11 protein-coding genes and 1 pseudogene are annotated in these 13,226 nt (G+C 65.0%); 5 read left to right on the top strand and 7 right to left on the bottom strand.

Going from position 1 to position 13,226, the window contains the following annotated elements; all coding sequences use genetic code 11:
• Positions 1 to 50 precede the first annotated feature (50 nt).
• Entirely contained in the window at positions 51 to 2,162 is a 2,112-nt protein-coding gene (gene scpA, locus AC1P6P_RS19135; protein ID WP_481404042.1) for a methylmalonyl-CoA mutase, read from the top strand.
• Positions 2,159 to 2,866 carry an MOSC domain-containing protein gene (locus AC1P6P_RS19130; RefSeq protein ID WP_481404041.1) on the top strand — a complete coding sequence of 236 codons (708 nt, stop codon included), beginning with the start codon at positions 2,159 to 2,161 and terminating at the stop codon, positions 2,864 to 2,866. The genes scpA and AC1P6P_RS19130 overlap by 4 nt, the downstream gene beginning before the upstream one ends.
• Here AC1P6P_RS19130 and AC1P6P_RS19125 read toward each other — a convergent pair.
• Entirely contained in the window at positions 2,863 to 3,855 is a 993-nt protein-coding gene (locus AC1P6P_RS19125) for an aspartyl protease family protein (protein WP_481404040.1), read from the bottom strand. The genes AC1P6P_RS19130 and AC1P6P_RS19125 overlap by 4 nt on opposite strands.
• Positions 3,856 to 3,947: 92 nt before the next feature.
• Positions 3,948 to 4,916, bottom strand: coding sequence for an aspartyl protease family protein (locus AC1P6P_RS19120; protein ID WP_481404039.1), 969 nt, complete (start codon positions 4,914 to 4,916; stop codon positions 3,948 to 3,950).
• Positions 4,917 to 5,000: 84 nt separating this feature from the next.
• Between AC1P6P_RS19120 and AC1P6P_RS19115 the strand changes: the two genes are divergently transcribed.
• A complete protein-coding gene (locus AC1P6P_RS19115) occupies positions 5,001 to 5,888 on the top strand; it encodes a 2-dehydropantoate 2-reductase (RefSeq protein WP_481404038.1) in 888 nt (295 codons plus the stop codon).
• 113 nt (positions 5,889 to 6,001) lie between these two features.
• Here the strand turns inward: AC1P6P_RS19115 and AC1P6P_RS19110 are convergent, their stop codons facing one another.
• Positions 6,002 to 6,847, bottom strand: a complete 846-nt coding sequence (locus AC1P6P_RS19110) for a DUF3108 domain-containing protein (RefSeq protein ID WP_481404037.1) — start codon at positions 6,845 to 6,847, stop codon at positions 6,002 to 6,004.
• Between the two features lie 304 nt (positions 6,848 to 7,151).
• Between AC1P6P_RS19110 and rpmB the strand changes: the two genes are divergently transcribed.
• Both rpmB and AC1P6P_RS19100 read left to right on the top strand, forming a co-directional pair.
• Positions 7,152 to 7,445: a 50S ribosomal protein L28 gene (rpmB, locus tag AC1P6P_RS19105; protein WP_481404036.1), complete on the top strand. Its 294-nt coding sequence runs from the start codon at positions 7,152 to 7,154 to the stop codon at positions 7,443 to 7,445.
• 136 nt (positions 7,446 to 7,581) lie between these two features.
• Complete coding sequence (locus AC1P6P_RS19100) at positions 7,582 to 8,340, top strand: hypothetical protein (protein ID WP_481404035.1); 759 nt, start codon at positions 7,582 to 7,584, stop codon at positions 8,338 to 8,340.
• Between the two features lie 231 nt (positions 8,341 to 8,571).
• On the opposite strand, the gene AC1P6P_RS19095 is transcribed toward AC1P6P_RS19100, so the two are convergent.
• From AC1P6P_RS19095 to AC1P6P_RS19080, 4 genes and pseudogenes are all read right to left on the bottom strand, one after another.
• Positions 8,572 to 9,996: an acetylxylan esterase gene (locus AC1P6P_RS19095; protein WP_481404034.1), complete on the bottom strand. Its 1,425-nt coding sequence runs from the start codon at positions 9,994 to 9,996 to the stop codon at positions 8,572 to 8,574.
• Positions 9,997 to 10,246: 250 nt separating this feature from the next.
• Complete coding sequence (gene cobT / locus AC1P6P_RS19090; RefSeq protein ID WP_481404033.1) at positions 10,247 to 12,133, bottom strand: cobaltochelatase subunit CobT; 1,887 nt, start codon at positions 12,131 to 12,133, stop codon at positions 10,247 to 10,249.
• A gap of 40 nt (positions 12,134 to 12,173) precedes the next feature.
• Positions 12,174 to 12,434, bottom strand: a complete 261-nt coding sequence (locus tag AC1P6P_RS19085) for a hypothetical protein (protein WP_481404032.1) — start codon at positions 12,432 to 12,434, stop codon at positions 12,174 to 12,176.
• Positions 12,435 to 12,619: 185 nt separating this feature from the next.
• Positions 12,620 to 13,226, bottom strand: a pseudogene (locus AC1P6P_RS19080) (cobaltochelatase subunit CobS); the annotation flags it as partial.

The raw sequence follows: 13,226 nt of genomic DNA, 5'->3' as shown, positions 1-13,226 counted from the left end.
GCCGCCCGCCGAAGCATGCGAAAAGCGACGCAACGTTTTGCGAGGGTGCAATGACGACGCCGGAAGCGTGGGCGGCGCTGGCTGCCAAGGAATTGAAGACCCGACCCGTGGACGAGCTGTCCTGGGCCGCGCCGGAGGGTTTCACCGTGAAACCTCTGTATACGGCGGATGACCTTGCGGCGATGGAGACCGACACGTTGCCGGGCTTGGCGCCATTCACCCGCGGCGTGCGCGCCACCATGTATGCCGGCCGGCCATGGACCATTCGTCAGTATGCGGGATTTTCCACCGCCGAGGAGTCCAACGCCTTCTACCGCGCCAATCTCGCCGCCGGGCAGATGGGCCTGTCGGTGGCGTTCGACCTGCCAACCCACCGCGGCTACGACAGCGATCATCCGCGCGTCGCCGGCGATGTCGGCAAGGCCGGGGTCGCGATCGATTCCGTCGCCGACATGAAAATCCTGTTCGACGGCATCCCGCTCGACCGCATGAGCGTGTCGATGACCATGAACGGCGCCGTGATCCCGATCATGGCCAACTATATCGTCGCCGCCGAGGAGCAGGGCGTGCCGCTGGCGAAATTGTCGGGCACCATCCAGAACGACATCCTGAAAGAATTCATGGTGCGGAACACCTATATCTATCCGCCCGCCCCCTCGATGCGCATCGTCGCCGACGTGATCGAATTTGCGGCGAAGAACATGCCGAAATTCAATTCCATCTCGATCAGCGGCTATCACATGCACGAGGCCGGCGCGACCGCGGTGCAGGAACTCGCCTACACCCTGGCCGACGGCAAGGAATACGTCCGCGCCGCGCTGAAAAAAGGTCTCGATGTCGACGCCTTCGCGCCGCGGCTGTCGTTCTTCTTCGGCATCGGCATGAATTTTTTCTTCGAGATCGCCAAGCTGCGCGCCGCGCGTCTGCTCTGGTGCGAGATCATGCAGGGCTTCGGCGCCAGGAAGCCGGAAAGCCTGATGCTGCGCACCCATTGCCAGACTTCGGGCGTGTCGCTGACCGAGCAGGACCCCTACAACAACATCGTGCGCACCGCCTATGAGGCGCTGGCGGCGGTGCTCGGCGGCACCCAGAGCCTGCACACCAATTCATTCGACGAAGCCATCGCTCTGCCGACGGAGCAATCCGCCCGCATCGCCCGCAACACCCAGCTCATCCTGCAGCACGAGACCCAGGTGACGCGCACCGTCGATCCGCTCGGCGGCTCGTATTACGTGGAAGCGCTGACCCATTCGCTGGCCGCTGCGGCGCGCGAGATCATCGCCCGGGTCGATGGCAAGGGCGGTATCGCGGCATGCGTCGACGAGGCCAAGCTGGAAATCGAAAAATCCGCGGCGCGTCGCCAGGCCCGCGTCGACAAGGGCGAGGATGTCATCGTCGGGGTCAACAAGTTCGAGCTCGCGCGGGAGGACGATGTTTCCTACCGCGAGGTCGACAACGCCGCCGTGTTGAAGGCGCAGCTGGCCCGTCTGGCGCAGGTGAAAGCGGAGCGCGACAGCGCCAAGGTCGCTGCAACGCTGGCGGCGCTGCGCGACGGCGCCGCGGGCGAGGCGAACCTGCTCGCGCTGGCGGTGGAGGCCGCGCGGGCCCGCGCCACGGTCGGCGAAATCTCCGCCGCCATCGAGCAGGTGCATGCGCGCCATCGCGCCGTGACGCAGGTGATCTCGGGCGTCTATGGCGGCGCGTTCACCGGCGACAACGAATTCGCGGCGCTGCAAGGCGAAGTGGAGACGTTTGCCGAAACTCACAGCGGTCCGCCGCGCATTCTGGTCGCCAAGATCGGCCAGGATGGCCACGACCGCGGCGCCAAGGTGATCGCGTCGGCCTACGCCGATATCGGCTTTGCGGTGGAGGTCGGCGATCTGTTCGCGACGCCGGAGGAGGTGGCCGCGAAAGCGGTCGCCACCAAAGCTGAGGTGGTCGGCGTCTCCAGCCTCGCTGCGGGGCACAAGACGCTGGTGCCGGAATTGATCGCGGCGCTGAAGGCGGCCGGGTCGAACGCGCTGGTGGTGGTCGGCGGCGTTATTCCGCCCAAGGATCATGACTTCCTGATACAGCAGGGCGTCGCCGCCGTGTTCGGCCCCGGCACCAACATCCCCGAAGCCGCCAAGAAGGTGCTGGACCTCGTCCGCAACGCCGGATGATCGAACTCGGGCGGGTGGAGGCGCTGTATCGCTATCCGGTGAAGTCGATGGCAGGCGTGGCCGAGCCGCGGCTTGACCTCAAATGGCACGGCTTTGCCGGCGATCGCGAATACGCGTTCCGCAAGGCCGGCGATCTCACCGCCTTTCCGTGGCTGACCGGTCGCGACCTGTCGGAAATGGTGCTCTACCGCGCCCGCTTCCGCGATCCCTCCGACGTGCGCAAGTCAGCCGTGGAGGTCACCGCCCCCGATGGTGCCGCCTTCGAACTGCGCGATCCGGCGCTGGCGGAGAAGTTGGCCCGCGCGGCCGGTTGCGGGGCCGAGCTGATCCATATCGGCCGCGGTGCTTACGATGCCATGCCGGTATCGCTGTTTGCCCGCGCCACGATGGACGATCTTTCCCGCGCTCACGGCCGGCCGCTCGACGTGCGCCGCTTCCGTCCCAATATCATCCTCGACCGCGGCAACGAGCGCGACTGGATCGGCACCACGCTGGTGTTCGGCAATCGCGAAGGCCCGCGCCTCAGGCTCAACCGCCCGATCGAGCGCTGCGCCCTGATCACGGTCGATCCTGATACCGGCGGCCGCGATCCCTCGGTGATGCGCACCGTGGCGCAAGCCTTCGCCAACCAGCGCGGCGTCTACGCCTCGGTGGAGCGCCCCGGCGTCATCGCCATCGGCGATCCCGTCTGGTGCGCGGATTAAGGCGCGATGTAGAGGATATGGTCCTTGTAATCGATGTAGAGCCGCAGATTCCGCAGCACCGCCATGCCGATGATGATGTCGGTCATGGCGTATTCTTCCGCCTTCGGGGGCTCGGGCGTTTTCGCGTTCTTCTTGGCTCTGGCTGCCGCCGCCGCCGCTTCGGCGGTCTTTTCCGCGTCGTTGAACAGGTCGGGAATGATCGAGAACTGCTGGTTCTTGAGGCTGACGTCGCCGATCTTCAATTCCTGGAAGACGTGATGCCACACCGTCGCGCCGGGCTGGTTGTTGAGCGTGCCGCTCGACGGTGGCGTGTCGGGCCCGCCCATCACGAGACCGAAGTCGCGCTCGGCGACGGGGCGCAGGATCACCGCGCGTGCCGCACCGGTATCGAGCGTCGCCAGGATGGTATGGCCGTCGACGACGACCGGCATCTCGATGTGACCCGCGACCAGCTTGATCGGCACCGCGACTGGCTTCTTGCCGGGCCAGTTCGGCGGCGTGCCGGGGCAATGGTTGGGGTCGATCAGATCGATGGTCTGGTGTTCGAAATCGATCGCGACATCGTATTTGGAGAGCAGATCGGCGCCGAGCAGGCCGACATACTCGTCGTGCGGATTGATGTCGCCGGGCGGCAGCAGCGCCAGCTCGGCGCCGTTCCACACCAGATTGCCGAACCCGACATCGGTGACGACGACCTGGTTCGAGGCGGCGCCGGTGGCGGTAAACGTCCAGGTCGCCGATTTCCTGGTTTGGAGCTTGAGCGTGGCGGCCAGTGTCGGTGTGATGCTGGTCTGTTCCGCACCAGTGTCGAGGCGCAGCACGGCGGGTGCCCCGGCGATGGTAAGCGGCACGTACCGGCGCAGCCCGGTGACGTTGGGCACGACCTTGGCCGTGGCGACGACCTTGGGCGGAGTACAGGTTTGCGCCAGCGCCGGCGCGGCCAACACCAGCCCCGCCCCGAGCACGGTCAGATAAAAAGCGGTACGCATCACCCCCCCAGAGTTAATTGCCGATGTTCTCGGTCAGGCGGCGGACGCGAGTTTCGATGGGCGCCGGTAGCACCCGAACCGGTCCCGAGGCTTCACTTCGGTGCCCCCGCCGCCGTGATGTACAGTTTCTGTTCCTTGTAGGCGATGAAGATGTGCAGGTGTTTCAGCACGTTCATGCCGATCAGGACCGGCGCTTCCAGCGTGTCGTCGTGTTCGGGCAGGTGCGAGCCGGTCGGAACGCCGGGCGCAAGCTTGCGGGTCAGCATGTCGGGGATCAGGTCGAAGGTCGGAGTGCCCACCGCGATGCCGGTGAAATCGAGCGTCTTGAAGGTGTGCTTGTAGGTTTTTAGGTCGGCGCGCTCGTTGAGGCCGCCGAGTTCCGGCGTGTCGGCCGCGCCCGCCTTGATGTCGTAGAGGCGTTCGGCGACGTCGAGGCGCAGCGTCGAATTGCTGGCGCCGGTATCGAGGATCGCCTTCAGCGTCCTGCCGTCGAGGGTGACGTCGAACACGATCTGGCCGATGGCGAGCCGGCGGAACGGCACGACCGCCAGGTTGGTCGCGGGCCAGTAGATCACCTTGCCGGCGCAATGGTCGTGGTCGAGCAGATCGAGCTTGCTGGCGCCGAAATCGATCGCCACATCGTAGTTTGACAGCACGTCGGCGCCGAGCACGCCGATCACGTCGGGGTCGCCATACATGTTGTCGAGAAAGGACCCGACCATCACCTTCAGATTGCCCTTCATGTGGCCGATCTTGATATCGGCGGTGGTCACGCGGTCGGTCATGGCGCCGCTGAGGCCGTACATCTGCAGGCCGCTCTGATGGGTTTTGAGATGGAGTTCGTCGGCGGCGCGCTGTGAGATCATGGTGACTTCGGCACCGAGATCGAGCACCAGCTTCTTCGGAACGCCGGCAATTTCCACCGGTACGAATTCCACCCGCCCGTCGGCATAGGGAATGAGATCGACGCTGGCCCACAGCTTGAGCGGCGGGCATTGCTCCTCGGCCGCGGCCGGAACCGCCAGCGCCATGGCGATCGCCACCACCAGGTGATGTTTCATTGTTCCCCCCGGACAACCGAACGCCATCCTAGACGGGATCGGTCTTCGCGTGTAGCAGGGGATGTTCGGTTTGTGGAGGTAACCATGTCGCGTATTGCGGTCATCGGCGCCGGTGCCATCGGCTGCGCCATCGGCGGGGCGCTGATGGACGTCGGCCACGCGGTGACGTTCTGCGCCCGCAAATCGTTCGCGCGCCTGTCGGTTCAGAAGGATCGCGACCCGCCCGTTGTCCACCCGGCCGAGGTGGTGACGGCGCCCGACACCGTGCCGGCGGTGGACTGGGTGCTGGTGTGCGTCAAGGCCTATCAGGTGCCGACGGTCGCCGACTGGCTGGCTGCGGCCGTCAAGCCGGGGACCCGCGTGGCGGTGCTGCAGAATGGCGTCGAGCAGAAGGAAAACGTCGAGCCCTATGTGCCGGCCGGGACCGCCGTCGTGCCGGTGGTGGTCGACTTGCCGGTCAGCCGCAGCGCCCCGGGCGAGGTGCATTGGAGCCGCATCGCTACCGTTGCCGTACCGCAAGCGGGCGCCGATTTTGCCGCCCTGTTCGCCGGCTCGTTCGTGAGCGCCGAGACCACCGAGGAATTCGTCACCCGCGCCTGGCTGAAGCTGTGCAACAATGCGCCGAGCGGCGCCATTCTGGCGCTCACCGGCCAGCCCATGCGGGTGATGCGCGAACCCGGAATCGCCGATCTCGCCCGCGCCATTCTCGCAGAGACGATCGCCGTCGGCCGGGCCGAAGGCGCCCAGCTCGACGACAGCCTGATCGAGCGGCAGATGCAGTTCTTCCTTGGTGCCAAAGGCGGCGAGGGCAACTCGATGTACGCCGATCGCATCGCCGGTCGCGAGATGGAATGGAACGCGCGTAACGCGGTGATCGTGCGCAAGGCCGCCCGCCACGGCATCGCGGTGCCCGTCTCGACCGCCCTGGTGCCACTGCTGGCCGCGATTTCGAACGCGGCGAACAAGGATTAGACACCCCCACCAAGCGTCACCCTGAGGTGCCCGTCGCCGCAACGGCGACGCGCGCTCGGGATGAGGCACGCGGCCACCTTGGATGACGAAATCTCAGCGCTTTTCGAGCCCGTTCAGTTGCTCTTGACCGGCACGCCGTCGATTTTCAGCGTGGTGGTGACGGCGGCGATCACGCCATACTGGGTGTTGGCCCAGACGCGCAGCGGCACGGCGAAGCTGCGGCCGGCTTCCTTGCTCGGAAAAATGCCGATCCAAGCGTTGATCGCGGGGAAGTTGGTGTCGTGCAGGACGCGCGGCTTGTAGCCCGAGACCTGCTTGTAATCGATCTGGCACAGCAGGGCGGGGCCCTTGTAGAGGCCGTTGTCCATCTTGATGTCGACCGGCTTCACGCGCGTCATGGCGACATTGTAGCGGCGGCGGCCGTCGAACACCGGCGCTTTGACCGCACACGGATTACCCGGCTCGGCGCCGACGCCCGAGGCGATATAGATCACTGCGCTCAAGGGATCGAAGGTGCCCTTCTTTTCCTCCGGCTTCACTTCGTAGCCGGTCATCGGATAGGTCGGATTGGCATAGAGGCGCACCGGATCGCCGTTTTCGAAGGTCAGCGCGACTTCCTGGTGGTTGGCCTTGTGGCCGGTATAGAAGGAATCATAGCTCAGCGGCTGCATCAGCTTCTTGTCGAGCCGGCCCGACGAGGTCGCCTGGATCTGCGATTGCCAGAACACGTTGACGACGCCCGAGGTCTCGAGGTTCGAGGTGACGTGATATTTGTCGCCGGCGAACTTCGCGTCCATGTCGACCTTGCCGAGGCTGAGGCCACCCGCATAGAGCGTCATCGCCAGGGTCAGGCTCGCACCGCCCGCCGGTTGTTCTGAGGCCGCACCGCCCGCCGCGAGGGCGTCGGACAGCGGCAGCATGAGAAGGCTGAGGCCGAGAAGGGCTGTCTTGAGGCGCATGGCGGGACACTCACCGGTTGGGCGGAAACTGCGAGCGGGCGGTTTACCGCAAAAGCGGGACAAAAGACCTGACCGCGGCAACTTTGCCGCATTTCGTGGTTCTATTATGACTGATGGCGAATTGTCGAACGACGGTTACGTGAGAAATTCGTTAAGTCGGCCAAGGGGCTGCCCGCCGGGGCTGGTTTGAGCGGTTTGTCGCTTCCGACTTGACCCGGCCTCCTCGCGCAATTAAGAGAGCGCCTCTTTACGAATGATCCGGGTGTAACCCCATTTCGGGACGCCCACGTCCAAGGAAGCTGCCATGTCCCGCCGCTGCGAATTGACCGGAAAGACCCTCCTGGTTGGCCACAATGTCAGCCATGCCAATAACAAGACGAAGCGGGTTTTCCGTCCGAACCTGCAGATCATTTCGCTGGCCAGCGAATCCCTCAAGGAGACCTTCAAGCTGAAGATCTCGATGAGTGCGCTGCGCTCGATCGACCGGATCGGCGGCATCGACGCCTATCTGCTCAAGGCGAAGGATGCGACGCTTTCGCCGAAGGCGTTGCGCCTGAAGCGCGCCATCGCGAAAAAGACTGCCGCTACGGCCGCCTAGTCACAAAAGCGCCTTAATTTTTAATCGCTGTAAACTCTGTTTCGGCAACGAAACGGCATAGCACCTGCAATAAATCTCCCGTAATGTCTCAAAACAGGCCAAGGCCAAAGGGCCGGCTTACGGGGTGGTGGGTAAGGTGCGGGCGTATAAGCGCGATGTGGTTCCGGGCCGGATTGGCGGCCTCAATATGGCCTCCGAAGACCGGGGGCTCTACCGGTTAAGAACAGCCAGTGACGCTCCCTATATGGGGACGTACGGCTATGGCCGTCACGAAACCTGGCTGGGCAAGCTGGGCACGGCGGTGGGAGCGTTGGCGCGGGTTACCCTCGCCACAATGATCCTGTCCGTCTGGCTGGCGGCGATCTATCTCTACCGCGATACGCCGACCCAAGTGTTCGGAATCGGCACGGGCTGGCTAAGCGTTTCGCATGTGATGGTGCCGCTCGGCTTCTATTGCGTCTTCATGACCAACCGGCGCTATGGCCCGGCCTACGCCTTCGCCCAGGTGGTGACGACGCTGGCGCTGGCGGCGGGTCTGGTGCTGTTCGCCCGCGATAGCTTGAGCCAGGTCATCCCGCTCGATCGCATCCCCTCGGTGCGCGAGGCGGTGGCCTTCGGCGGCGCGTTCTTCCTGGCGAGTTTTGTTGCCATCGTGGCGTTCGACGGCGCCCGCGGTCCGCGCTGGTGGACGGCGCCGCTGATCGGCTTCTGGGCTGCCGCGATCGTGTTCGCGACCGCTTTCTTCGCCGGATACTATTCCGGAACGTCGGCGACGTGGCTGGGCGAGGGCCTGCAATACATGGGTTTGATCGCGGGCGAGGGTGTGGTGCTGCTGGTCCCGTTCTGGGCCATGCGCCGCATCGTCCCGCCGGTCTCCGGCTTCGGCGGCTACTGAACAAGCTTGTGGGGGGTGCTGGGAAAGGGGGCTGCGAGGCCCCCTTTTTCATTTTAATTCACCTCCCCCTCGCGGGGAGGTCGGAAAACCGCAAGCGCGCACGACGCTGATTTGGTTTTTCCCTGTTGGGGCGCGAGCGGTTTTCCGGGTGGGGGCCGTCGCTTGGAACGCGCATCGTCCCCCACCCGAAAGGCTGCGCCTTTCGACCTCCCCACAAGGGGGAAGTAATTTTCACTTCCCCTTCGCGACCGTCTCGTCCGGCACAAACGCTTCGCCATAGCGCAACTGGGTGAACACCTCTTCCTGGCGCTGCAGGAAATTGCCTTGGCGGTCGGGGGTGTAGTTGTTGTGCTCCGACTCGATCATCGGAATGATCTCGTGCGGCGCCGGGATGCGGTTGACGGCCGACAAGACGCTCGCCGGCGGGCAGACGCTGTCGATGAAGCCGACCGCCGCCAGGGTCGGCGCCGTGATCTTCACCGCGAAGTTGGCTGTATCGAAATAGGGCGCCGTCGCGGCGACCGCCGGATTGGCAGCGGCCCAGTTCGGATACGCCGGCAGGCGGCCGTTGAGGCTGGCCAGCGCGTCGCCGCCTGAGGGTTCGTTGACCACCACGGCGGTGATCTTGCCGGGATTGAGGCCGGCGGTGACGAGGCTCTGGTGGCCGCCCATCGAAGTGCCGGTGACGACCAGCGTCTTCGTGTTCCATTGCGGCAGGGTGCGCAGCCAATCGAGCGCCCGCGTATCGCGCAGGTACATGTTGAGGAAATACGAGGTCTCGCGCGAGGTGTTGCCGACCTCATTGTAATTGGTCGGCGCGCCGGTGGCGCTGTCGGGCGCCATGTCGTGCGAGGAAACGTTGAGACACAGCCAGCCCTGGGCGGCGCGGGAGGCGCAGTTCCACGGCACCAGCGCGTAAACGCCGGCCCACTGGTACTGGATCATCGCCGGGAACGGACCCTTCTTGTCTGGCACCGCAAGATAGCCTTGGACGTGGCTGTTCAGGCTGTCGAGCTGGACCTTGTAGAATTTGATGCCGGGCAGCGGCGCCGGAATTTCGGTCAGCACCGGGTTGGTCGGCACCTTCGCCAGCTCCGCCAGCTTGCCGGCCCAGAAGGCATCGAAATCGGCCGGACGCGGCGCGCTCGGGGTGATCTGCGAGGGCGCGACCGCCGCGCCGACGATGGCGACATGCGCCCGGATCGGCGCCAGCCAGGTCGCGGCAGCCGGCACGGCGCACGGCTGATTGATCAGGCAGAGGTTCGGATACTTGGCGAAGATCGGCTTCAGCTTGGCATTCTTCTTGGTCACCACCGCTTTCAGCGTGGTGTTGATCTCGGCCGCTTCCTCCGGCGTCGGACCGGGCAGCGGGGCGCGGTCGATGGTGACGTAGACCATGCCCGGCTTGTCGAGGGTCGTGGAAATTTCGGCGCTGCCCGTGCTGAGATCGAGCGTGCCCTTGCCGATCTCGGTCGCCCCGTTGGCGCGGATCGAATAGGTGTAGCTCTTGACGGCGCCCGGCGCCGCCGTCACCACCCAGCCGACCGTCTCCCCGACGGCGTAGATGCCATTGCCATGCAGCGGCTTGAAGGTGAGGTCGGCAGCGGAAGCAGAAGCGACGAACGCGGTCAACGCAAGCGCGAGACGGAATTTCACGGTATCCCCCTTGGCGGATTTTTCCGATTTGTCCGCCCGGGGAGCCAAGGCGTCAAGTGTGCGTGACCGCACCACTTCTGTCATCCCCGGCAAGCAAGGGCCGCGAAGCGCCCGCGCGCCGACCGGGGACCCAGGTCGGGACAAGCCAAAACTGTTCGAAAGACGTCGCAACTCACCGCTGGCGCCGCAACGGCCCAATCACCTGGGTCCCCGCTCCTTCGCTGCGCTCGGCCGGGGATGACAGGTGTGGCTACCGCTTCTTCCTGCGCCCCCGTTTCGGCGCCCGGCGCGCATCTTCTTCCGCGAACAGGCCGATCAGCTGGTCGGTCATGGCGCCGCCGAGCTGTTCGGCATCGACGATGGTGACGGCGCGGCTGTAGTGGCGGGTGACGTCGTGGCCGATGCCGATCGCCACCAGTTCCACCGGCGAGCGGGTTTCGATGAATTCGATCACCTTGCGGAAATGGCGCTCCAGATAATTGCCGTTGTTGACCGACAGCGTGGAATCGTCGACCGGCGCGCCATCGGAGATCACCATCATGATTTTGCGCTGCTCGGGCCGGCCGGCGAGGCGGCTGAACGCCCACATCAGGGCTTCGCCGTCGATGTTTTCCTTGAGCAGGCCCTCGCGCATCATAAGGCCGAGGTTCTTGCGGGCGCGGCGCCAGGGTTCGTCGGCGGTCTTGTAGACGACGTGGCGCAGATCGTTGAGCCGGCCCGGCTGCAGCGGCTTGCCTTCGCCGATCCACTTTTCGCGGCTCTGGCCGCCTTTCCACGCCCGCGTCGTGAAGCCGAGAATTTCCACCTTGACGCTGCAGCGTTCCAGCGTGCGCGCGAGAATGTCGGCGCACATCGCCGCCACCATGATCGGACGGCCGCGCATCGAGCCGGAGTTGTCGAGCAGCAACGTCACCACGGTGTCGCGGAACTGGGTGTCCTTCTCCATCTTGAACGACAGCGGATGCATCGGATCGATGATGACGCGCGTCAGCCGGGCGGAATCGATCAGGCCCTCTTCGAGATCGAAATCCCACGAGCGGTTCTGCTGCGCCTGCAGCAATCGCTGCAGCTTGTTGGCGAGCCGCGCCACGACGCTCTGGGCCTGCTGCAATTGCTGGTCGAGAAAGGCGCGATAGCGCGACAGTTCTTCGGCGTCGCACAATTCGGTGGCGTGGACGACCTCGTCGAACTGCGTCGTATAGACTTTGTAGTCCCAGTTGGCGCCGTCGTGATCGTCGAGGTCGGGGCGCCACGGCTTGACGCCTTCGTCCGGCGCCTCGGCATCGCCCATCTCGGACTCTTCGGCGCGCATTTCGGCGACGGCGGAGTCGGCGGTCTCGCCCTCGGCTTCGCGCCGTTCGGCGTCGGCGGAACCCTGCTGGCCCTCCGACTCCTCGCTGTCGCCGCTTTCCGGGTTCTGATCCGGCTTGTCGTCGTTGTCGCCGCTGCTGTCGCTGTTTTCGTCTTCCTCGCCGTCGTCGATGAGATCGAGATCGCGCAGCACATGGCGGGTGCGTTTGGCGAATGCCGTCTGGTCGCGCAACGCCGGCAGCAGATCGTCGAGGGTCTTGCCGGCGCGCTGTTCGATATAATCGCGCCACAACGCCACTGCGGCCTTGGCCGAGGGCGGCGGCGGTTCGCCGGTGAGTTTCTCGCGCACGATCAGGCCGAGCACGTCGGCGAGCGGCGCTTCCTTGCGGCTGTGCGCCTTGGCGAGGCCGCGGCCGGCGGCGCGCGATTCCAGGCTGGCGGCGAGATTGGCGGCGACCCCTTCCATCGCCAGCGCACCGATCGCTTCGACGCGCGCCTGCTCGGCGGCTTCGAACAGCGCCGCGGCATCGCCGGACGCCGGCCTGTTGGCGCGATGCACCTTGTCGTCGTGATAGGCGAGCTTCAGCGCCTGCGCATCGGCGGAGCCGCGCAGGACCGCGAGTTCGCGCGCCGACAGCGAGCGCGACGGTGCCGGCAGCTGCGCCTTTTTCGGGCCGTTGCCGGCGAAGAATTTGACGACCGCGTTCCACCACGTCGACGGATCGGAGACGTAGCTGACTTCCAGCTCCGGCTCGCCCGCAAGCGCCCGCAACGCACCGGTCACGGCACGCTTGACGTCTTCGGCAGGAGAGGGATCGGACTTCATGGCGGGGAGGCTACCACGTTACGCCCCGCCGCGAAGAGCGTCAGGCCTTGGTGTCGTCCTTCAGCGCGTAGTAATTCCCGAAGGCGCCGACGTATTTGGTGGTCGACATCATGCAGCGATAGTCGTAGCGCGAGAACACCACGTAATTGCCGCTCTGGACGGCCTTGCAGGTGATGCCGGTCACCCCGTCTTCCGCCGCGCGCTGCGCCGTGAAGTCGGTCAAGTTCGGATTGGTGATGATTGCAACCAGCGCGGCCGCGCCCAGAAGTCCACCGCCGATCGTCAACGCTTTGCGAGCCATGTTTCCACCCCATAACAGATGACGTGGCAACATTAACGATGCGCAATAAGGTAAATTTGCGGCGCAAACTTGGCGAAAAGTGAGTAGTGAATAGTGAGTAGTGAATAGTGGCCGTCATGCCGCCGCTCGCATCAATTTTCTTACTACTCACTACTCACTACTCACTATTCCCTACTCACCCACTTTCACGCCACCAGCACCTTCGCCGCGCTTTCGGGCAGGTCTTCGCCGAAGGCGCGCTGATAGAACTCGGCCACGGTGGCGCGTTCGAGTTCGTCGCATTTGTTGAGGAAGGTGAGGCGGAAGGCGAAGCCGATGTCGTTGAAGATGCGCGCATTCTCCGCCCAGGTGATGACCGTGCGCGGGCTCATCACGGTGGAGAGATCGCCATTGATGAAGGCGTTGCGCGTCATGTCGGCGAGGCGGACCATGGCGCCGAGCGTCTTCTTGCCTTCGGCGGTGGCGGCGTATTCCGGCACCTTGGCGGCGACGATCTCCACTTCCGCGTCGTGATGCAGATAGTTGAGCGTGGCGACGATGTTCCAGCGGTCCATCTGGCCCTGGTTGATCTGCTGGGTGCCGTGATAGAGGCCGGTGGTGTCGCCGAGGCCGATGGTGTTGGTCGTGGAGAACTGGCGGAATGCCGGATGCGGACGGATGACGCGGTTTTGATCCAATAACGTCAGCTTGCCTTGCACTTCCAAGACGCGCTGGATCACGACCATCACGTCGGGGCGGCCGGCGTCGTATTCGTCGAACACCAGCGCCACCGGGTGCTGCAGCGCCCACGGC

The sequence above is a fragment of the Rhizomicrobium sp. genome (assembly GCF_056722145.1).
This window is presented reverse-complemented; position numbering and strand designations above follow the sequence as displayed.